This is a genomic window from Ornithinibacillus sp. 4-3 (assembly GCF_040958695.1).
Lineage (GTDB): Bacteria > Bacillota > Bacilli > Bacillales > Amphibacillaceae > CALAMD01.
The window spans coordinates 1,483,122-1,504,203 of sequence record NZ_CP162599.1 but is presented as its reverse complement, the minus strand read 5'-3'; the positions used below and the strand labels follow the sequence as shown (position 1 = coordinate 1,504,203).

At 34.5% G+C, this 21,082-nt stretch carries 20 protein-coding genes; all 20 read right to left on the bottom strand.

The window, feature by feature from the left end; all coding sequences use genetic code 11:
* Positions 1-7: 7 nt before the first annotated feature.
* The 20 genes from fliJ to ylqF all read right to left on the bottom strand — a co-directional run bounded on the left by fliJ (position 8) and on the right by ylqF (position 21,078).
* A complete protein-coding gene (fliJ, locus tag AB4Y30_RS07270) occupies positions 8-445 on the bottom strand; it encodes a flagellar export protein FliJ (RefSeq protein ID WP_368654816.1) in 438 nt (145 codons plus the stop codon).
* 2 nt (positions 446-447) lie between these two features.
* The gene (fliI, locus tag AB4Y30_RS07265; protein ID WP_368654815.1) at positions 448-1,758 is read right to left on the bottom strand and encodes a flagellar protein export ATPase FliI; all 1,311 of its coding nucleotides are present in this window, start codon (positions 1,756-1,758) and stop codon (positions 448-450) included.
* On the bottom strand, positions 1,758-2,522 hold the full coding sequence (gene fliH, locus AB4Y30_RS07260) for a flagellar assembly protein FliH (RefSeq protein WP_368655191.1): 765 nt from the start codon (positions 2,520-2,522) through the stop codon (positions 1,758-1,760). The genes fliI and fliH overlap by 1 nt, the downstream gene beginning before the upstream one ends.
* Positions 2,494-3,507, bottom strand: a complete 1,014-nt coding sequence (gene fliG, locus AB4Y30_RS07255; protein WP_368654814.1) for a flagellar motor switch protein FliG — start codon at positions 3,505-3,507, stop codon at positions 2,494-2,496. The genes fliH and fliG overlap by 29 nt, the downstream gene beginning before the upstream one ends.
* 12 nt (positions 3,508-3,519) lie before the next feature.
* Positions 3,520-5,142 (bottom strand): flagellar basal-body MS-ring/collar protein FliF, encoded by a 1,623-nt coding sequence (fliF, locus tag AB4Y30_RS07250; protein WP_368654813.1) that lies wholly within the window; start codon positions 5,140-5,142, stop codon positions 3,520-3,522.
* Positions 5,143-5,322: 180 nt separating this feature from the next.
* Entirely contained in the window at positions 5,323-5,625 is a 303-nt protein-coding gene (gene fliE / locus AB4Y30_RS07245) for a flagellar hook-basal body complex protein FliE (protein WP_368654812.1), read from the bottom strand.
* Positions 5,626-5,675: 50 nt separating this feature from the next.
* On the bottom strand, positions 5,676-6,131 hold the full coding sequence (gene flgC / locus AB4Y30_RS07240; RefSeq protein ID WP_368654811.1) for a flagellar basal body rod protein FlgC: 456 nt from the start codon (positions 6,129-6,131) through the stop codon (positions 5,676-5,678).
* A 2-nt stretch (positions 6,132-6,133) separates the two neighbouring features.
* The gene (flgB, locus tag AB4Y30_RS07235) at positions 6,134-6,526 is read right to left on the bottom strand and encodes a flagellar basal body rod protein FlgB (protein WP_368654810.1); all 393 of its coding nucleotides are present in this window, start codon (positions 6,524-6,526) and stop codon (positions 6,134-6,136) included.
* A gap of 286 nt (positions 6,527-6,812) precedes the next feature.
* Positions 6,813-7,592, bottom strand: coding sequence for a GTP-sensing pleiotropic transcriptional regulator CodY (codY, locus tag AB4Y30_RS07230; RefSeq protein WP_368654809.1), 780 nt, complete (start codon positions 7,590-7,592; stop codon positions 6,813-6,815).
* A 30-nt stretch (positions 7,593-7,622) separates the two neighbouring features.
* A complete protein-coding gene (gene hslU / locus AB4Y30_RS07225) occupies positions 7,623-9,020 on the bottom strand; it encodes an ATP-dependent protease ATPase subunit HslU (RefSeq protein WP_368655190.1) in 1,398 nt (465 codons plus the stop codon).
* Between the two features lie 20 nt (positions 9,021-9,040).
* Positions 9,041-9,586 carry an ATP-dependent protease subunit HslV gene (gene hslV, locus AB4Y30_RS07220; protein ID WP_368654808.1) on the bottom strand — a complete coding sequence of 182 codons (546 nt, stop codon included), beginning with the start codon at positions 9,584-9,586 and terminating at the stop codon, positions 9,041-9,043.
* Between the two features lie 29 nt (positions 9,587-9,615).
* Positions 9,616-10,524 carry a tyrosine recombinase XerC gene (gene xerC, locus AB4Y30_RS07215; protein ID WP_368654807.1) on the bottom strand — a complete coding sequence of 303 codons (909 nt, stop codon included), beginning with the start codon at positions 10,522-10,524 and terminating at the stop codon, positions 9,616-9,618.
* A gap of 525 nt (positions 10,525-11,049) precedes the next feature.
* Complete coding sequence (topA, locus tag AB4Y30_RS07210) at positions 11,050-13,134, bottom strand: type I DNA topoisomerase (RefSeq protein ID WP_368654806.1); 2,085 nt, start codon at positions 13,132-13,134, stop codon at positions 11,050-11,052.
* A gap of 191 nt (positions 13,135-13,325) precedes the next feature.
* Positions 13,326-14,237, bottom strand: coding sequence for a DNA-processing protein DprA (dprA, locus tag AB4Y30_RS07205; RefSeq protein WP_368654805.1), 912 nt, complete (start codon positions 14,235-14,237; stop codon positions 13,326-13,328).
* Positions 14,238-14,346: 109 nt separating this feature from the next.
* Positions 14,347-15,249: a succinate--CoA ligase subunit alpha gene (gene sucD / locus AB4Y30_RS07200; RefSeq protein WP_368654804.1), complete on the bottom strand. Its 903-nt coding sequence runs from the start codon at positions 15,247-15,249 to the stop codon at positions 14,347-14,349.
* Between the two features lie 116 nt (positions 15,250-15,365).
* A complete protein-coding gene (sucC, locus tag AB4Y30_RS07195; protein ID WP_368654803.1) occupies positions 15,366-16,526 on the bottom strand; it encodes an ADP-forming succinate--CoA ligase subunit beta in 1,161 nt (386 codons plus the stop codon).
* Positions 16,527-16,620: 94 nt separating this feature from the next.
* Entirely contained in the window at positions 16,621-16,911 is a 291-nt protein-coding gene (locus AB4Y30_RS07190; protein ID WP_368654802.1) for an EscU/YscU/HrcU family type III secretion system export apparatus switch protein, read from the bottom strand.
* Positions 16,908-19,280, bottom strand: coding sequence for a hypothetical protein (locus AB4Y30_RS07185; RefSeq protein ID WP_368654801.1), 2,373 nt, complete (start codon positions 19,278-19,280; stop codon positions 16,908-16,910). The genes AB4Y30_RS07190 and AB4Y30_RS07185 overlap by 4 nt, the downstream gene beginning before the upstream one ends.
* 9 nt (positions 19,281-19,289) lie before the next feature.
* Positions 19,290-20,063 (bottom strand): ribonuclease HII, encoded by a 774-nt coding sequence (locus AB4Y30_RS07180; protein ID WP_368654800.1) that lies wholly within the window; start codon positions 20,061-20,063, stop codon positions 19,290-19,292.
* A 166-nt stretch (positions 20,064-20,229) separates the two neighbouring features.
* The gene (gene ylqF / locus AB4Y30_RS07175; protein ID WP_368654799.1) at positions 20,230-21,078 is read right to left on the bottom strand and encodes a ribosome biogenesis GTPase YlqF; all 849 of its coding nucleotides are present in this window, start codon (positions 21,076-21,078) and stop codon (positions 20,230-20,232) included.
* Positions 21,079-21,082: the final 4 nt, after the last annotated feature.

Below are 21,082 nucleotides of genomic sequence, written 5' to 3'. Positions count from 1 at the left end.
CATTCACCTAGTTTTTACTAATAAATTGTTGAATCGAAATTTCATCCATTGCTGCCATATCCAGCTTCATCTGTGCATTTTTCTCTGCCAACAACCTATTTTCAATTAATTTTTCGAACTTTTTAACCTCTTTATGTGATTCCGTTAATAATAATTGCTTTAATTCCATTTCTTCTCTAGCTTCATTAACTGCTGTTTGCAAGGATATAATTTGCTGATTTAGTGATTCAATATAAGTCATTTGTTCTATGATTGAATCAATTGGTGTAATAGTTTCTTTATATGTTTCTACTGTTTGTTCTGCCATTTCCTTTTTTCGCAATATCTGATATAGCTTTGTTGCGACATTCTCAAATTTTTCAATCGCTTGATTATATACAAGCACTGCATCCTTTTTTTCGTTTTCTCTAACCTGTAGTACTTTAGACAATGTTAAATGTCCCAAAACTAGACCCCTCCATTGAGCAATTCATTCATCATTTCAACAGTTTTAATGAATGGTACATCTTCCATCGTTTGCTGCCTTAGAAATTCTTGGATTTTTGGATAATAATGAATAGCTCGATCTATCGCTTGATCTGTTCCTCTTTTATAGGCACCAATTTGAATTAATTCACTATTCTCTTCATAATTTGCCATTAATCTTCTGAATTCTTGTGCCATATTTTTATGTTCCGAATCAATAATCTGACTCATTAAACGACTAATAGATTTTAGAATATTAATAGCTGGATATTGACCTTGCTCTGCTAATTTTCTATCTAATACAAAGTGGCCATCTAAAATACCACGGACAGTGTCAGCAATTGGCTCATTCATATCATCCCCATCTACTAATACAGTATAAAATGCGGTGACTGAGCCTTTATCACTCATCCCAGTTCGCTCAAGCAATTTCGGTAAAATGGAAAAAACGGACGGAGTATATCCTTTGGTTGTTGGTGGTTCTCCAGTTGCCAAACCAATTTCTCGCTGTGCCATCGCTACCCTTGTAACAGAATCCATCATTAAATTTACGTTATATCCTAAGTCTCTAAAATATTCACTGATTGCGGTTGCCGTATATGCTCCTTTTATTCGCATTAAAGCAGGTTGATCAGATGTAGCTGCGACTATAATTGATCGTTTCAACCCTTCTGGACCTAAATCCTTTTCAATAAAGTTACGCACTTCCCGGCCACGTTCTCCAATAAGAGCAATCACATTTAAATCAGCATTACTATTACGAGCAATCATTCCTAACAGCGTACTTTTTCCAACTCCGCTACCTGCAAAAATACCAATCCTTTGACCTTGACCTACCGTTAATAAAGAATCAATTGCTTTTACACCTATTTCAATCGGTTCTGAAATCGGTGCTCGTTGCATTGGATTTGGTGGTTGTCGTTCCGTTAAATAATCCTCTAAACTATTTGGCAACCTAGATTTGTCTAGACAAAGCCCTAAGGAATCAACTACTTGACCAATTAAACCTTTTCCTATTTTAATAGTTAAGGCTTTACCTGTTGCTTCTACTAGACAACCTGGTGCGATTTCGGTCACCTCAGCATAAGGCATTAAAATAATTCTTTCATCATTAAAACCAACTACTTCTGATAGAATCGATTGAGAAGCTGACGTATGGATATAACAAACCTCTCCTATTTTTGCAGCAGGGCCACGAGATTCAATCATCAGCCCTACTACTCTTAATACCTTCCCAAAATACTTATATGTATTGGCTTGTTCGATAGCGTCACATAAACGGGTAATATTCATTACTTATCCTCCGTCACTACCTCTAACAATATTTTCTGTAACTCTTTTAGCTCTGGATCAATTCCAGCTTTAACTTGTCCAAAGGGATGTTTAATCAAACATTCATGCTTGTTCAAATGATGATCAATATAAATAGATAGCTTCACATCACCATCAAGTGTTTGAGACAATTCTTCCCGCATTTCAATAACCACTTTATAGTTTTCTGGATGAAGAAAAATAGATATTTCTACTTGATCCTTTGAATCCTTAATAACGGCTTTAACAATGGATAAAAATAATGATGGATCTTCTTCTAGCTTTATTTTTAATATTTTTTCAGCACTCACCATAGCAAGCTTGACAAGCACCTCATCATTAGCATCTAGCATTTTGTCATAGTCTGCTTTTGTTTGGGCAATAATTTGATTTGCTTGATCTAACAATGCTTCATATTGAGCTAAACCTTTTTTCTCTCCAGCATCAAACCCTTGTGAATACCCTTCTTGCTTTGCCTGTTCAACTAGTGAGCTTCTTTCTGCTTCCCATTTACTCCGTTGTTTTTCAATATCTAAATTTGTCTTCTCAAGCAAATCTGCTTGTTCCTGCTTGATTTGTTCTAATCGCTTTAATTGTTCTTCATAAGTATCCTTCAGTGATCCAGATTTTACTTCTGTCTCACTATTTTGCACTTTTTGAAGTTGATGGATTGGTTTAATCTTAATTTTCTTCTTTTCATCTATGTAAGGTGGTGTACTAGACAATAATGTCGTCACCTCCACCACGAGCAATTACGATTTCTCCTACATCCTCTAACCTGCGAATAATAGAAACTATTCTCGTTTGTGCTTCTTCTACATCACGCAGACGGACAGGTCCCATAAATTCCATTTCTTCCTTGAATGTATCTGCCATACGTGTAGACATGTTTTTGAAAATAACCTTCTGAACTTCTTCACTAGATACTTTAAGCGCTAAGCGTAGATCCTCATTATCCACCTCACGGATAACGCGTTGAATTGCCCGACTGTCAAGAATAACAATATCTTCGAATACAAACATACGTTTTTTAATTTCATCTGCTAAATCAGGATCCTGAATTTCTAATGTATCCAAGATAACCCGTTCTGTACTGCGATCCACGCTATTTAATACTTCTACTACAGATTCAATTCCACCAGTTTGCGTATAGTCCTCTGTAATGGATGTTGAAATATTTCTTTCTAAAACTTGCTCAATTTGACTAATTATTTCAGGAGATGTCGAATCCATCGTAGCAATTCTCTTAGCAATCTCTGCTTGCATATCTTCTTGTAACGAAGATAAAATTTGTCCAGCTTGTTCTGGATCTAAATAAGATAAAATAAGTGCAATCGTTTGCGGATGCTCTGTTTGAATAAAATTCAAAACCTGTTGAGGATCTGCTTTTCTCGCAAAATCAAATGGTCTAACTTGTAAAGAAGATGTTAATTTGGTAATAATATTCTCTGCTTCTTGTTTACCAAATGCTTTTTCAAGAACCATTTTGGCATAGCCTACCCCGCCTTGTGAGATATAGTCCTGTGCAAGAGCAATCTGATGAAACTGATCTAAAATATCTTCTTTTAATTCATTTTCAACCTTTTTAACAGATGATATTTCTAAGCTTAATCGCTCAATTTCTTCATTTGTTAAATGCTTGAACACTTGAGATGCTACATCTGGGCCCAAGGATATTAAGAGTACTGCTGCTTTTTGAATCCCTGTCCATCCTTGTTTATGTCTAGCCACTTTGAATTCCTCCTAATCTTCTGCCATCCAGCTTCTTAGCAGCTTAGCAAATTCTTCTGGTTTGTCTTTTGCTAATTTCTCTAGTTGATGCTTGCGTATATCTGTTTCTGTATTTCCTTCTGTTTGTAAATCAGGAATCTCAGGTGAAGCTGTAGCTACATTACTACTTATTGATTCAAAAACCTCTTCTTCTTGTTTACGACGATTCTTCATAAGAACAATTCCTACTATAATTATTCCAATCAATAAAATCGCACCAACAATATATAACCATGTTGATCCCGAAGAGAAAATAGAGGTTCCTGTAGTCATTCCTTCCTGTCCTATTGTATTTACTCCTGAAAACTCTTGGAATACTATCGAAACTTTTTCAGTTGGATCTATATCTCCATAATCTTTATCAATAGAAGTTGTAATAATTGAATTAATAATAGAAGAAATACCTGTTTCAACTGAATTTTGTTCTTGCTGTGTTAAATATTGAACAGTCTCTCCCTCTATGCTTGATACATTGTCAATTGCCACTTGTACTCCTAAATCACGTACCTTATAAGGACTTTCGACAATTTCTTTACGAATACGATTAAATTCATTATTAATCGTTTCCTTTAAAAGCTCATAATCCCCATCTGAGTTTCCATCTACCCCTTGGTAACCAGTGATATCCTCATCACCAGCTCCTGGAACGCCACCAATATCTTGATTTCCAGAATAGGTTTCAGATATTGTCTCTATACTCACTGGTAATCCTTCCATATTCTCTAAGTCTACCGGTGTTACAAGTTCTTCTACTCTATTTTCATTTGTAAAGTCAATATCGGCTGTTACAGAGACAATTACTTTTTCCATTCCAACCATTGTCCCGATCATTTGTTGGAGTCTGCGCTGGATATCTTTCTCTATATCTTGCTTCACACCTTGCTGATATGTATAAATTCCCTGATCACTAGAAGCCATAGAAGATGCTTGGTCAAAATACTCTAAATATTGGTTTCTAATAATAATATTTTCTTTCGGTAAATTAGGTATCGCTTTGGAGACTAAATGATATAATGATTCAATTTGATTTTCTTGAAACTGGTGTCCAAGTTCTGTATGAATCACAATAGAAGCTGTCGCTGTTTCATTTGCATCATTTAAAAACACAGATTCCTGCGGTAATGTAATCATCACATTTGCATCAGATATTCCATCTACACTTTTTATTAATTTCGCCAGCTCTGTACGCATCGCATCCAGTTTCATAATACTGAATTCATTATCAGTAATTCCCCAAGATGCATTTTCACTAAAAAAGGAAAAATCAATATTTCCTGTACTAGGTATGTTTTGTCCTGCTAATTCTACAAGCAAAGTTTCTGCTCTTTCTTCAGGAACACTAATTGTTGCTCCACCATTTCCGATCTCATACGGAACTCCTCTTGCATCTAATTCCGCCTGTACCTGACTCATTTCTTGTAATGAAAGATTAGAATAGAGCGGAACAAATTTTTCGTTCCAGGTAAGAAAAGAAATAGTAATAATAATAGCAATTACTAGAACGAAGGACCCAATGAATATTCCTTTTTGACCTTTTGAACGTTTGCTCCAAAAAGCTTTCGTACTTTCTGTATATTTTTGTATTTTTTCATTCATATGTTCGCCACCAGATTCTTACTTAATAATTAACTTTAATATGTATTAATTCCCATTAAGGAAACTTAGTAAGTTATAGTTAGCTAAATACACTACTATAAAAATACTAAGTTTTTTATTTGCTTTTTTAGTTATGAATACTTCTTGATGTATTTACTGTCTTCTATGTAACACCTAAAATTATAACTGCATACGCATAACATCGTTATATGCATCAATAACTCTTCTATGTATTTGGACTGTTGTTTCTAATGTAAGGCTCGCTTTTTGAGCTGTTATCATCACATCATGTAGATCATCTATATCGCCACGAATAAGCGCCTCAGTTTTAGCATCTGATGCTTTTTGCATGTTATCAAGATTTTCTAAAGCGCCTTTAAATACCTTTCCAAAATCAACTTGAGTTTCTGTAGGTGTAGTAACTGCATTTGACTTCATTAATGGCAGTTGAACATTAGATACACCTGCTATTTCATTTGGCATCTTCTATGCTCCTTCATTATTTATTCATTGATGAAAGCTCATTCGTATCTTTATTTACCTATCTCTAATGCTTTCATTAACATGTTTTTCGTTGCATTTAGTGAAGTGACATTCGCTTCATAAGATCTTGTTGCACCCATTAAATCAACCATTTCTTTTAATGGATCGACATTAGGTAAACGAACATATCCAGCTTCATCTGCATCAGGATGAGTTGGATTAAATTCTAATTTAAATGGAGTCTCATCTTCAACTACTCTAGACACTCTAACACCCGATAAAGTATCATTCTTTGCGGTTGTCGCTTTTTGTAGAATAGATTTGAAATTTTGGTTATCCGATTGTAAGACAACCATTTTACGACGGTATGGTTCAAATTCTCCTGCATCATTCACTGTTGCCCTAGTCGTTTGCGCATTTGCTAAATTCGCGGAAACAACATCCATTCGAAAGCGTTGAGCAGTAAGTGCACTTGCACTTGTATTTAGCCCATTAAAAATAGACATCACTAACTTCCTCCTTTAACAACTGTCTGTAAACTGCTAAATTTACCATTGATTCGATCTACTAAGCTTTGATAATAAATTTGATTTTTTGCTAATTCTGCCATTTCTTTGTCAATATCCACGTTATTTCCATTATGATTATAAGAAGTATGCTTACGATTCCTTATAGAATATGCTTGCCCGTCATTTGAAAATGGAATATGTTTCTCATGTGATCTTTTTGCTTCCATGTTACTTGCTAACGCATTGGAAAATACTTGTTTAAAATCGACATCTTTAGCCTTATAACCTGGTGTATCCACATTAGCAATATTATTGGAAATGGTTCGATTTTTTAACATAGCATAATCCAGAGATGTTTCTAACGCCTGAAAGGTTCCACCAAATAATTTCATTTTGCTTTCTCCATTCAATTTTTTTCAAAAAATTTATTCAATCATTTAAATTTAACTATACATATACTAAAGTTTACCTTTTTTCGACACTTTTCTATATTATCACATAATTGGTATAAATTTCATAGGCCTTTTTAATTATATGTGTCTAAAAGTAGAAAAAAATTAATATTTACAAGAACTATACAGAATAAATTTTTTAATTACTAAAAACAACATAAAAAAAGCATTCATCTCTCTATTTCTTTAAATAGAAAGACAAATGCTTTCGATATAAATAAGCTTATTATCTTGAACGCAGGTTCTCTAATTCAACTAAGAATTTATCATTAAGTACTTTAATATAAGTACCCTTCATTCCTAATGAACGAGATTCAATAACTCCTGCACTTTCTAATTTTCTTAATGCATTTACAATTACTGATCTTGTAATACCAACGCGATCTGCAATTTTACTTGCAACAAGTAAACCTTCTTTGCCATCTAATTCTTCAAAAATATGATCGATAGCTTCTAATTCACTATATGATAAAGAACGGATAGCCATTTGTACTACCGCTTTACTTCTAGCTTCTTTTTCAATTTCTTCTGTTTTACCTTGTAGGATTTCCATACCAACCACTGTTGCACCATATTCTGCTAGTAGTAAATCATCAGCATTGAACTCTTCTGATAGACGTCCTAAAATTAATGTTCCTAAACGTTCTCCCCCACCAATAATTGGCACAATTGTTGTTAAACCATTTTGGAATAATTCACGGTTTTCCTCAGGGAAAATAGTATGAGTACTTTCAATCCCAAGGTTTGCTGTTGTTTCATGAATATTGAATAAGCCTTGTGTATACTCTTCAGGGAACATTCTTGTTTCTAACATTTCCTTAATGCGCTCATTTTCAATTTCTTGGTGAATTGCATACCCTAATAATTTCCCACGACGGCTTAAGACAAATACATTACTCTTAATTACTTCCGCCATTGTAATTGACATATCATTAAAGTTAACTGCTTTTCCTGTTGTTTTTTGTAACATAGCATTAATTTGTCTTGCACGGTTTAATAAATCCATAACTTCATTCCTCCAATATTTTTTCGTTTTTTACAAAATAAATTGACTTAAATCTCTATTTTTAACAATAGCATGTAATTTTTGATCAACATATTCAGCTGTAATCTCTATCTGCTCCATATTAATATCTGGGGCCTCAAAAGATAAATCTTCTAATAATTTCTCAAGAATGGTATGCAATCTTCTTGCACCGATATTATCCATTTCTTGATTCACTTCATAAGCAATCTCAGCAAGTCTTTGAATTGCTTCTTCCTTGAAAATAATTTGAATATCCTCTGTCCTCAACAAGGATTCATACTGTTTAATTAAAGCATTCGAAGGTTCTTTTAAAATTCGTTTAAAATCTTCTACCGAAAGTTTTTCCAGTTCTACCCTAATTGGAAATCTACCTTGTAATTCAGGAATAAGATCAGAAGGTTTCACCATATGAAAGGCTCCTGCTGCTATAAACAAAATATGATCTGTCTTTACAGGTCCATGTTTTGTAACAATCGTTGAACCTTCTACAATCGGCAAAATATCTCGTTGTACACCTTCTCGAGAAACATTCGCATTATTGTTCTCTTTACTTACTACTTTATCTATCTCATCAATAAAGATAATCCCAGCTTGTTCAGCACGTTCAATTGCTTCTTGGGTTGCTTCATCCATATCAACTAGCTTTTGTGCTTCTTGTTGAATTAATATTTTTCTCGCTTCAGCGACTGGGAGCTTGCGCTTTTTGGTTTTGGTTGGCATTAATTTACCTAAAGCATCTTGCATATTCATTCCCATATTTTCCATTCCTGAACCCTGCAGCATATCAAACATAGATGGCGGGACCTCTTCTATTTCAATGGTAACGATATGATCCTCTAATTCCCCTAAAGCTAATTGATGTGCTACCCGCTGACGTTTATTTCTAAATTCTTCATTTTTCTCTTCATCTTCATTTGTTTGTTCATCATCTGGATCTGATGCAGAGAAAAGCATTTCAAACGGGTTTTTTACTGTAGATTCTTTTTTTACTTTAGGCACAAGTAAGGATACTAATTTCTTATTGGCAGCAACCTCTGCTTCATCCTTAACCTCTGTAATTTTCTCTTCCTTCACCATTCTTACAGACATTTCCACAAGATCGCGAACCATTGATTCTACATCACGACCAACATAACCAATTTCAGTAAATTTCGTAGCTTCTACTTTAATAAACGGTGCTTTGACCAACTTAGCAAGTCTTCTAGCAATTTCCGTTTTACCGACTCCTGTTGGCCCAATCATCAATATGTTTTTCGGCACTATTTCATCTTTTATTTCTCCGTCTAATTTCATTCGACGGTATCTATTTCGCAGAGCTACAGCAACTGACTTTTTGGCTTGTTGTTGACCAATTATGTACTGATCTAATTGATTGACAATCTGTCTAGGTGTGAAATCTTTTGCCATTTTCACAATCGTCCTCCTTATTAATCAAGTACCTCTAAAGTTATTTGGTCATTTGTAAAGACGCAAATATCACCAGCTATTTCTAGTGCTGCTAAAGCAATTTCCTTTGCTGATAAGTGACTTGCATGTCTCACCAATGCCCTGCCAGCACTCAATGCATAATTTCCTCCAGAACCAATAGCTAATACTCCGTCATCAGGTTCAATTACTTCACCTGTCCCAGACACTAAAAGCATTTGTTCCTTATCCATAACAATCAGCATTGCTTCAAGCCTTCTTAAAACTTTATCACTTCGCCATTCTTTCGCTAGTTCTACTGCAGCGCGGGCTAAATTCCCGTTGTAGGTTTCTAGCTTTCCTTCAAATTTCTCAAATAAAGAAAAGGCATCTGCAACAGATCCTGCAAAGCCGGCAAGTACTTGACCGTTATACAACCTCCTTACTTTTTTTGCCTTATGCTTCATAATTACAGCATTGCCCAAAGTAACTTGACCGTCACCAGTCATTGCACAATTACCATTATGTCTTACAGCAAAAATAGTTGTTGCATGTATTGATTCCGTCATATTTCTACCCTGCCTCCATGGTTTCTAAACTAGTTATCCCATAAATTTGCTCTTGGATGACTTTTCATATACACATTTCGCAAATGATCCTTTGTTACATGTGTGTAAATTTGTGTTGAGGATAAATTTTCATGACCAAGCAATTCCTGAACAGTTCGCAAGTCGGCTCCTTCATTTAACATATGCGTTGCAAAAGTATGTCTTAGCATATGCGGATGTAAATGTATTGATAAAGCAGCTTTTTCAACTATTTTTTTTAAAACAGCTCGAATCCCTCTTGTTGTTAAAGGTTTTCCTCTTGCATTTAAAAAAACAACATTTGTTGGCTGCTCATTTTTCTCAAGTAATTTTTCTCTCCCATCCTGAAGGTAGAGTTGTAATGCTTCTTCCGCATAACGACCGAAAATCACATAGCGCTCTTTCCTCCCCTTTCCACGGACAAACATTGATCCAATAGAAAAATCGATATCCTCTAACCTCAATCCCTGACATTCACTTACGCGAATTCCAGTAGCATAAAGAATTTCTAACATGGCTTGATCTCTTTGCCCAAGCGGGGTAGATAAATCACTTGTTTCAAACAATATTTTTAATTCTTCTTGGTATAGAAAATTAGGTATTGATTTATTCGTTTTAGGCAATGTCACTTGTAGAAATGGATTATTCTCTACATGCTTTTCTCGCTCTAAATACTTATAAAAGCTTCTTAAGCAAGAGATAACCCGTGAAACAGATTTTCTACTTAACTGTTTATCATACAGTGCCGTTAAAAACAAACGAATGACCTGATAATTTACATCTGGCAAATTTGTTATACCTTCATTTTTTATAAACTGCAAGAATAATTCAATGTCTCGTTGATAGTATGTAACTGTGTATGGCGAGGCATTTTTCTCAATTTGCAAATACTCCACAAAACTTTTTACGGAATTGTCCAAATATTCACCTCACTTAGAATAACATTTAAAATCATAACATACTATAAATGTAGATGCAATAAAATAAAGTCATAAAACTTAAAATTAACACAATTGTAACAAAATTCTGATCGGTGATTTGTTTTTTATAATGCTGTTAAAAATAATAACAGTTGTACACAAAGCATTTTTTATCTACTCATAATTCATAAAAAATACACCTTGAGTATAGTACTTCTTTTTTCAAATGAAGTCAATAAATTGTTTTGTTTTTTAAACAATTCAATTTATACGGTGAATTATGAATAAACATTGTTATCTATATTGACATAATTACTATAAAATAAACCCTATAATAAAAAAAAGTAGATATTTTTTTACAACTTGTTCAAAAATTATTCACTTTTATGTCGAATTTTGACGTATATTAGCATATAAATATATATATTCCCATTAATTTTAATTTTCAAACATTTATTTCACACCTTTTTATTTTAAATAAAAAGCAATCAATATTCATTATTTGAACATTGATTGCCGAAAATATTATTCAGTTTTCACTTCTTTTTCTTCTGAATAGTCACAAGATGTACATTTAATTTCTGTTTTCTTTTTCGTTGTTTTTTCAACTAATAACTCTCCACAAGAAGGACATGGCTTTTCAATTGGTTTATCCCAAGAAACAAAGTCACAGGTTGGAAATTGATCACATCCGTAGAAAATTCTCCTTTTCTTAGATCTTCTCTCCACAATTTCTCCTTGCTTACATTTCGGACATTTCACACCTATCTTTTTCAAAATAGGTTTTGTATTTCTACAGTCTGGAAAATTTGAACAAGCTAGAAACTTCCCAAATCGTCCCATTTTATAAACCATTTCATGACCGCATTTTTCACATTCAATTCCTGCTGGCTCATCTTTCACTTCAACTTCCACAATTTCTTCTTCTGCTTTTTCTAGGCGTTTATGGAAATCTTGATAAAATTCATCGATTACATTAATCCATTCAATTTTTCCTTCCTCAATAAAATCAAGGTCTTCTTCCATTTTCACTGTAAAATCAACATCGATAATCTCAGGAAAATACTCCTCTAATAGGTCAATTACAATTTCTCCAATCTCTGTTGGAAAGAATCGCTTATCTTCAATACGCACATAGCCTCTACGCTGAATTGTATCTAATGTTGGCGCGTATGTAGATGGACGGCCAATACCTTTTTTCTCCATCGTTCCTACTAACCTTGCTTCTGTATAGCGAGGAGGTGGCTGAGTAAAATGTTGATTTGGAATAATTTTCTTTGCTTCTACTTCCATACCTTTTTCTAAATCAGGTAGGAATGTTTCTTTCTCTTGATTTTTATTTGATCCCTCTACATATACCTTGATAAAACCCGGAAACTTAATTTTAGATCCTGTCGCTCTAAACTCTACACCATTATTCAATAAATGTACTGTCATTGTATCCATAACAGCTGGAGCCATTTGACTAGCTAAAAAACGATTATAAATAAGTTTATATAATTTGAGTTGATCATTTGTAAGAATAGATTTTAAATCATCTGGATGACGCTTAATCGATGTTGGACGGATTGCTTCATGTGCATCCTGTGCTCCGGATTGCTGTGTACGTTTTTTATTTGCTCCAACATACTCATCGCCAAATTCTTCTTTAATATAATCTTTTGCCTCGTCTATAGCGTTTTGCGAAATTCTAGTGGAATCAGTTCTCATATAGGTAATCAATCCAGTTATTCCACCTGATTTCCGTCCTAAATCGATTCCTTCATAAAGCTGTTGAGCAATCATCATTGTTTTCTTAGCTCGAAAATTAATTTTACGAGCCGCATCCTGTTGTAAGGACGATGTAGTAAATGGAAGAGCTGGATTTCGTTTTCTCTCTCGTTTATTTACTTTATCAATTAAGAAAGCGTTTCCTTTTAGCTGTGCTTGAATATCTTTAACATCAGCTTCTGACTTCAATTCAACTTTCTTGCCATCTACTCCATAAAAAGATCCTTCAAATTCTTCTTTATCTTTCAAAAAAGTCGATTCAATAGTCCAGTATTCCTCTGGAACAAAGTTTTTAATTTCATTTTCACGGTCGATAATCATTTTTACTGCTACAGATTGAACTCTTCCTGCACTTAAACCACGTTTTACCTTCTTCCATAATAATGGACTGATATTATATCCAACAAGGCGATCTAATACTCTTCGTGCCTGCTGGGCATCAACTAAATCAAGGTTAATTGCACGTGGATTCTTAAATGATTCTTTGATTGCATCTTTTGTGATTTCATTAAATACCACTCGGCATGGAGAAGTTTCATCTACATTTAAAGCAAATGCTAAATGCCACGCAATTGCTTCTCCTTCGCGGTCGGGGTCAGCTGCGAGGTAAATTTTCTTTGCCTTTTTTGCAGCCTTTCGTAAATCTTTTAATACATCACCTTTACCACGAATCGTAATGTACTTGGGTTGATACTTATCTTTAACATCCACACCCATTTGGCTTCTTGGTAAATCTCTAACATGTCCCATGGATGCTTTTACTGTATATTTTTTTCCTAAATATCTTTCAATTGTTTTTGCTTTTGCTGGTGATTCAACGATAACTAGATAATCTGACATATAATCTTCCTCCCACATGAGGTTATTGCAATATTATTACGTGAAACCTTATGTTAGTTACTTCCTCTTGTTTTGTCAAATATTCTTTTTGAAATAAAACTTTTTTTCTTTAAATAAACGGAACTTATTTAGATCGCATTACTACTTAGCATACTTTATATTTTAACTTAATTATTAATTACATATTAATTTTATTTTTTGTATTCTATACTAGAATATAGAAATTTACCAATTCTATCCCAATCCTCTAAGATATCTTTTGCTTCATATACAAGTTTTGCACCATCTTGAATAAGTTGATGACAGCCTTTTGTTTTTGGGTCTAAAATAGAACCAGGCATGGCAAAAACTTCTCTTCCTTGATCCAGCGCTTGGCCAACTGTGATCAAGGTTCCGCTTCTTTCCATAGCTTCTACAACCAATGTACCATAACTTAATCCACTAATAATTCGATTTCTTTCAGGAAATTGATGTTTAGCTGGTGGAATATGTGGTGGATATTCTGAAAGTAGTAACCCTTTCTTAACAATTTCTTCAAACAATTGTCGATTTTGCTTTGGATATATATGCTGAAATCCTGCACCTAATACAGCAATTGTTTTTCCATTATATTTTAATGCGGCTTCATGTGCAAATCGATCTATTCCTTTTGCCATACCACTTACAATCATAAAATCCTTTTCTATTAATGGTTGAACAATTTTTTCTGTTTTATGCTTCCCTTCATTAGAAGGCATTCTTGTCCCAACAATACTAATTGCTGGCTGATGACTCAAGAATTCCAGCTTCCCTTTTGCATAAAGTACTAAAGGTGGGTCATTAATATACTTCAGAAGCTTGGGATAGTTTTCATCCTTTATTGTAATTACTTTATATGTTGCTAAATCTTGTTTCATTTGTTGGAGTAGCATTGGATGATGAAGATCCTGATAAAAGTTTTCTGCCTGTTTCCTAGTAAATAGGAATTTATTTTGAAGTTCGGTTGGTGATAATGCGTAGATAGATTGAAGGGTTGGATCAACCTGGAGGAATAAATTTAGCTTTTTTCTCGTAATGCCTCGACAGCGGTGCATATGAATTAAACGATTTCGACAATACAACAATTAACCACGTCCTTAATTCTAAATTTAAAATCTTAACAAATAATATACAAAGAGGAACGAAAAGTCTTATGCTTTACGTTCCTCTTTGTTAGTTCATTTATTTATAAGCTTAATGTGTTTTACACTTTTCAACTAAGCCGTTTGCTTCTAAAGCTTTAATCATTGTTTCTCCCATTACAGATGGAGTTTCTGCTACTTCAATACCACATTCATTCATTACGCGGATTTTCTCTTCAGCAGTTCCTTCTCCACCAGAGATGATAGCTCCAGCATGTCCCATACGTTTTCCTGGAGGTGCTGTAACACCACCAATGAATCCTACAACTGGTTTAGTCATATTTTCTTTTACCCATCTTGCAGCTTCTTCCTCAGCAGTACCACCAATTTCTCCAATCATGATAACTGCATAAGTATCAGGATCTTCATTGAATGCACTTAATGCATCGATAAAGTTTGTTCCATTTACTGGATCTCCACCAATACCTACTGCTGTAGACTGACCAAAACCTTTTTGTGATAGTTGATGAACTGCTTCATAAGTTAATGTACCAGAACGAGAAACTACACCGATGTGACCTTTTTTATGAATATATCCTGGCATAATACCAATTTTACATTCGTCTGGAGTAATAACACCAGGGCAGTTAGGTCCAACTAAGCGAGTTTTCTTGCCTTCCATGTAACGCTTAACTTTAACCATGTCCATTACCGGAATATGTTCTGTAATACAGATTACTAAATCTAAACCAGCATCTGTAGCTTCAATAATTGCATCTGCTGCAAATGGAGCTGGAACATAAATAACAGAAACAGTTGCACCAGTTTGATCTACTGCTTGAGAAACCGTATCAAAAACAGGTACTCCTTCAACATCAGATCCACCTCTACCTGGTGTAACTCCTGCTACAATTTTAGTACCATATTCAAGCATTTGCTTTGTATGGAATTTAGCAGTACCACCAGTAATACCCTGAACAAGTACTTTTGTATCTTTATTAATAAAAACGCTCATATTTGTCCGCCCTTTCTAAGACTATCTTAAATTACGAGTAATTTTTCATTCGATTATTATTTGACATAAAATAATTCCAACTTGATTATTTCATGCTGTTATTTTTATGACTTTGCTTATTTAACTAAAGCAACAATTTTTTCTGCTCCATCAGCCATAGAGCTAGCAGAAGTAATGTTTAAGCCCGATTCATCTAAAATCTTCTTACCTAACTCAACATTTGTACCTTCTAAACGTACAACAAGAGGAATCTCTAAACCAACTTGTTTCGTTGCTTCAACAACACCTTCAGCAATAACGTCACATCTCATAATTCCACCGAAAATGTTAACGAAAATTCCTTTAACATTGGAATCGGACAAAATAATTTTGAATGCTTCTGTTACTTTCTCAGCAGTAGCACCGCCCCCCACATCTAGGAAGTTAGCAGGGTCTCCGCCGTAATGTTTAATAATGTCCATCGTTGCCATTGCAAGCCCAGCACCATTAACCATACAACCGATATTACCATCTAAAGAAATATAGCTTAAATCATGTTTAGATGCTTCAATTTCTTTTTCATCTTCTTCATCTAAATCACGGAAATCAGCAATATCTGCATGACGATATAATGCGTTATCATCAAAATTTAGCTTCGCATCAAGTGCTAAAACTTCTCCATCACCAGTTGTTACTAATGGGTTAATTTCAGCAATTGAACAATCTTTTTCTACGAAAGCTTGGTAAAGTCCCATCATGAACTTCACTGCTTTGTTTACTAATTCTTTTGGAATATTAATATTAAATGCAAGTCTTCTTGCTTGGTATGGAGCTAATCCAACTACTGGATCAATTACTTCTTTGAAAATTTTCTCAGGTGTTTCTGCTGCAACCTCTTCGATTTCAGTTCCACCTTCTTCAGAACCCATCATTACAACACGAGAAGTTGAACGATCAAGTACTAATCCAATGTAATATTCTTTTTGAATATCGCATCCTTCTTCAACTAGAAGACGTTTTACTTCTGTACCATCTGGACCGTTTTGTGCAGTAACTAAAACTTTGCCTAAAATTTCATCAGCATATGTACGTACTTCATCTAAATTTTTAGCTACTTTAACACCGCCAGCTTTCCCACGTCCACCTGCGTGGATTTGAGCTTTTACTACACATACTTCAGTTCCTAATTTCTTTGCTGCTTCAACAGCCTCTTCTACAGTAAAGGCAACATGTCCATTTGGAACAGCTACACCATAACTACGTAAAATTGCTTTTCCTTGATATTCATGAATGTTCATTCTTTATCCTCCATTCAAAATCACTATGATTTCTATTCTAGTAAAAAAAAATAAATTTAACAAGACAAAAAATCCGTTAAATCGCGGTATTACCTTATTTGTTTTTTTCCGAATATTCAACGTTCTTATCTGTGTGATAAATAAATGCGAAAACCTCAGCAACTGCCTGATAAAGCTCATCTGGTATTGTTTGATTAATATCAAGCTGTGATAGGATTTCTACTAATGATTCATCCTCTAATGTCGGTATTTGATGTTCTGCAGCTTTGTCGATTATTGCATCTGCAATAAGACCTTTACCAGATGCGGTTATGATTGGTGCAGCCCCTTTATCTTGATCATATTTTAATGCTACAGCTTTTTTGCGCTTCTGATCCTTTGTCATATGCGGAAATCAACTCCTTCCACAGTTACTGATTGATTTTGATGTGTCGTTACATGCTTTACTGTATTCTGTTGACTATACGGTTTATATGTCACATTAGAAAGGACATAACCTATTTCCTCTAATCCTTCCTCAAGTAATTTCTGGAAGCGAGAACCTAATTTTTGAAGCTGTGTATTATCATTAAAAATAGTGATACTAACCACCCGCTTTTGAACATGCATATCGATTGTCGTGTCTTGTAAATTTCCCAAATGAAGGAAAAATACAATTCGACAATAATCACTATTTAACTTTCCATCAACTGCTTTCTGTCCCTCAAATTCAAGCTGAAAGTCTTCTGGTAAACCAAACATCTTACCAGGTAGCTGTAGACTAGCATGAATCAAATTATTAGACTCATTTAGAGCTGTTAACTGTAGACCATTAACCATATGCATTAGCTGCGTCGCGCGCTGATTTACACCTTGCTCACCCTGTTGTAATAATTGCGTGAGCATATGTTTGATAGAGGTCTCTTGTACCTCTGTCTGTGCATTTCCTTCTGAAAAACCCATGAGCTGCAAATATTGCTTTAATTGAGTCATGAATTGTTCTTTTGTAAAATGAAATTGCATAGGCTCTCGCATTGTTAATAAGTGATTCGCCTGCTGGTAAACATCTTCTCCAGCAAATAACTGCATCGTTTGCATCAACTGCTGTATCGATTTTGGATTATTTTGCAGCATGGAATCAAGTCCTTGAGCAAAATTTCTTGATACATTTGGTAGAACATGCTCCATTACATCCCGTGCAAATAAAGAAAAAGAAGATGAATCTGGTGATACTGGCCACTGTTGCATCACTGTTTGGATACCATTTCTTAATGCTGTCTCATTTCTTAGCAATGACTGAAGTTCTTGTTCCATCAGTGTTTGACTAGCTGTACTCCATAAAGGAGTCGAAGCTTCCATTGCATTTGGTAATTGTAAGGCTTGTAAATATTGAGCAATTTGTTGAATAGATGTTGGGCTATTTTGTAAGGTAGATAATATCCATTGTGCTGTATTTCTTGGTATACTTGGAATAATATTTTCTGCTAAGTCTCGCTGAAATGCTTGAAATACTCTATTTTCCATTGGTTGCTGAAGCTCAATTGTATTTTTCATTAGATGTAGCCATTGATCTAAAAAACTTTGAATATTGCTACTGATTTGTCTCCCATTCCCCGATAAAATTTGAGCATCCTGCTGAATAATAAAATTCCGAATGGCACCCGGTAGCTCGGTAACTTTTGTATCTATCGAGGTTGGTGCTTGTAATACTTGTAAGGCTTGCATCAATTCTTGCAATGATGCTGGGTTATTTTGTAATAAAGTTTGAAGCGCCTGTCCCAGTCCTGACGAGGCATGTGCAACGATACGATTTGCAATATCATGTGATAATAACTGGAAATTTAAAGCTTCCATAGGACGATTTGTTTGGATGATATGATGCCATTTTTGTAGTATCAATTGGGATTGATTTCGAATCTGTTCCTCATTAGCAAGTAGTTCCTGCTTTATTATTCCTTCATGTAAACTCCTTACCGAGGAAGCCATATCATTACTTATTTCTCCCATTTGTGAATTTTGCATTCGTGATTTCCATGCCGAAAAATCCAGCTTTTGCCCTATTATTCCTAGCGACTTTAACATTTGAAATAGCTTTAACCGTTCCTCTTCGGAACCTTGCATAAATAAAGCTAATAACGGATTTGGAGTATTTGGTTGTGATAAAAATTGAGTCAATTGTGCTAATGCTTTTTTCTGTATCGTTACTGGTAAATTCTGTTGTTCTAAATAGGATTTCAATTCATTTATAAGTTCAGAAAGATTATGATTTCCTCTTGTATATAAAGCTTGAAAAAATTCCTCGGAAATTGGGATTTGTTTAGAAGTCATTGTTTTTAATAAACTAAATGTCGTTGATTTATCTGTAGTCCCAGTCAATAATTGAAAGGATTGCTGTAATTGACTTCTTTGGAAAGGTATTTTTTCATTTAATAGGAACTGAACAAATTCTGATTGAAGCTTGTTTCCTTTCATGCCTAATTGCTTCAATAAATGCTCTGCTTGCTGACCTATATCCTTACCTTGCTTCATTTCACTCAATACTTTTAGGTGGACAATATCTTCCTTCCCTTGCACTTGAAAATGGTAAGCTTTACCCGTCTGTAAAGGGGCCTCTAATTGAGCAATCATTGTTTGATTACCTAATTGTATTTCTGCCTTATTATTTGGAAAAATTTTCGTAATTTTACCTTGAAGGATTTGTCCAGGCTTTAGCTGTAACGGGGTTTTTATTAATTTTAAAAATTGATTGCGATCAATATGTTGAATATTAATCATAATAACCCCCTATCCCATACTTTTTTTAACTGGTGCAAATGATTTTCGATGCACTGGAGATGCTCCATATTTAGCAAGATTCTCTAGATGTGCTTTTGTTCCATATCCCATATGTTGTATAAAACCATACTCAGGATATTGCTCATGAAGCTCTTCCATTAATACATCTCTTGTTTCCTTTGCCAAAATACTCGCTGCTGCAATAGAAATGCTTTTCTGATCTCCCTTAATTATACTTTCTGTTGTTATATCCTTTAAAGAAAGCTCTACAGCATCAATTAAGACATGCTCTGGCCGAATATGTAAGGATGTAATCGCAAGCCGCATTGCTTTTTTGGTAGCTTCTAATATATTGATATGATCTATTTCATTATTTGTAATAACAGATACTTCATAGCTTATCGCTTTTTCTTTAATAATTTCAAAATATTGCTTTCGCTCAGATCTAGTTAATTTTTTTGAATCATTTAATCCTAATAATTTGAAATTCAATGGCAAAATAACTGCGGCCGCAACAACCGGTCCTGCTAAAGGTCCACGTCCTGCTTCATCTACACCCGCAATATATTTTTTTCCAGCTTCTTTTGCCTTTTGTTCATAACAAGTCATTTCTATAAATCTTTTCTCTAATTTCATCCATTCTGCTTTTTGTCTCTCGAAAGCTTTAATCAGCTGCTGAACCCCTTTTCTACTATCTTTTCTTAAGGTGTCCACATAAGCGTCATTAAATTTTCCTGCATGAAATAATGTCTTTAACTCACTAATTGATAATGGTTTCTTCAAAATACTCATCCTCTTTAATAATATATCGTCATGACAAAAGAGATTGTTAATAAAAAATTGGCTTTATATACTATCATTACACCTCAGCATAATTACAACTAGATTTTCCTTATCCTTTATTAGCTCTAAAAAAAACAGAAGGATGATAGGAGGCAAATTAGCCTCCTTAACCTTCTGCTCGTTCTAATGATATTCTTCCTAAACGTCCGGAGCGTAGATCCCCTAGTACAATATTTGCGACTTTATCAAAATTCACATGCCCTCCACTTTCAAGAGCTCCGTGTCGCTTACCAATTCTTTCAAAAACATCCCACATATCATACATATCTGCATCTATGCCTAATCTTTCTTCTAATAAGTCTTCATAGTATTCTTGTAAGTATTTAATCACATATGCAGCAATATCTTGCAGGGAAAGGATACTATCTTTAATCGTGCCAATTGCTGCTAATCGATAGCCAACCTCTTGATCATCGAATTTTGGCCAAAGGATACCAGGTGTGTCTAGTAAATCAAATTCATTTCTTACTTTGATCCATGATTGATGCTTTGTTACTCCTGGTCGATCACCGATTCGAGCAACTTTTCGATTAGCGAGACGATTAATTAAGGATGATTTCCCTACATTTGGAATCCCAATAATCATTGCTCTTAATGGCCGAGGATTAACCCCTTTATCCATTAGCTTCTTTAATCGATCGCTTCCAACCTCTTTAACAAGCTGAATTACCTTTTTTATATCAGACGTATCATTTACATTAACTGCCATAGAAGAATGTCCTTGCTTCACAAAATAGCGAATCCATTGCTCTGTTACTTTAGGATCTGCTAGATCTTTTTTCATTAACAGAATCACTTTTGTTTTCTGTTTCGTAATATCTTGTAGCATTGGATTTTGGGATGCAATTGGTGAACGAGCATCGACAAGTTCAATTACAAGATCAACTACATTTAAATTTTCTTCTACTTCTCGTCTTGCTTTTGCCATATGGCCTGGAAACCATTGAATTGTCATAGCA

Excerpts from the sequence above, each read along its gene's own strand:
- hslV (WP_368654808.1), bottom strand. The coding sequence starts at position 9,586 with ATGACGGAATCAATACATGCAACAACTATTTTTGCTGTAAGACATAAT.
- AB4Y30_RS07190 (WP_368654802.1), bottom strand. The coding sequence starts at position 16,911 with ATGACAAAGGATCAGAAGCGCAAAAAAGCTGTAGCATTAAAATATGAT.
- AB4Y30_RS07185 (WP_368654801.1), bottom strand. The coding sequence starts at position 19,280 with ATGATTAATATTCAACATATTGATCGCAATCAATTTTTAAAATTAATA.
- ylqF (WP_368654799.1), bottom strand. The coding sequence starts at position 21,078 with ATGACAATTCAATGGTTTCCAGGCCATATGGCAAAAGCAAGACGAGAA.
- fliE (WP_368654812.1), bottom strand. The coding sequence starts at position 5,625 with ATGCCAAATGAAATAGCAGGTGTATCTAATGTTCAACTGCCATTAATG.
- flgB (WP_368654810.1), bottom strand. The coding sequence starts at position 6,526 with ATGAAATTATTTGGTGGAACCTTTCAGGCGTTAGAAACATCTCTGGAT.
- fliF (WP_368654813.1), bottom strand. The coding sequence starts at position 5,142 with ATGAATGAAAAAATACAAAAATATACAGAAAGTACGAAAGCTTTTTGG.
- flgC (WP_368654811.1), bottom strand. The coding sequence starts at position 6,131 with ATGTCTATTTTTAATGGGCTAAATACAAGTGCAAGTGCACTTACTGCT.
- codY (WP_368654809.1), bottom strand. The coding sequence starts at position 7,592 with ATGGATTTATTAAACCGTGCAAGACAAATTAATGCTATGTTACAAAAA.
- hslU (WP_368655190.1), bottom strand. The coding sequence starts at position 9,020 with ATGGCAAAAGATTTCACACCTAGACAGATTGTCAATCAATTAGATCAG.
- sucC (WP_368654803.1), bottom strand. The coding sequence starts at position 16,526 with ATGAACATTCATGAATATCAAGGAAAAGCAATTTTACGTAGTTATGGT.
- topA (WP_368654806.1), bottom strand. The coding sequence starts at position 13,134 with ATGTCAGATTATCTAGTTATCGTTGAATCACCAGCAAAAGCAAAAACA.
- fliI (WP_368654815.1), bottom strand. The coding sequence starts at position 1,758 with ATGAATATTACCCGTTTATGTGACGCTATCGAACAAGCCAATACATAT.
- sucD (WP_368654804.1), bottom strand. The coding sequence starts at position 15,249 with ATGAGCGTTTTTATTAATAAAGATACAAAAGTACTTGTTCAGGGTATT.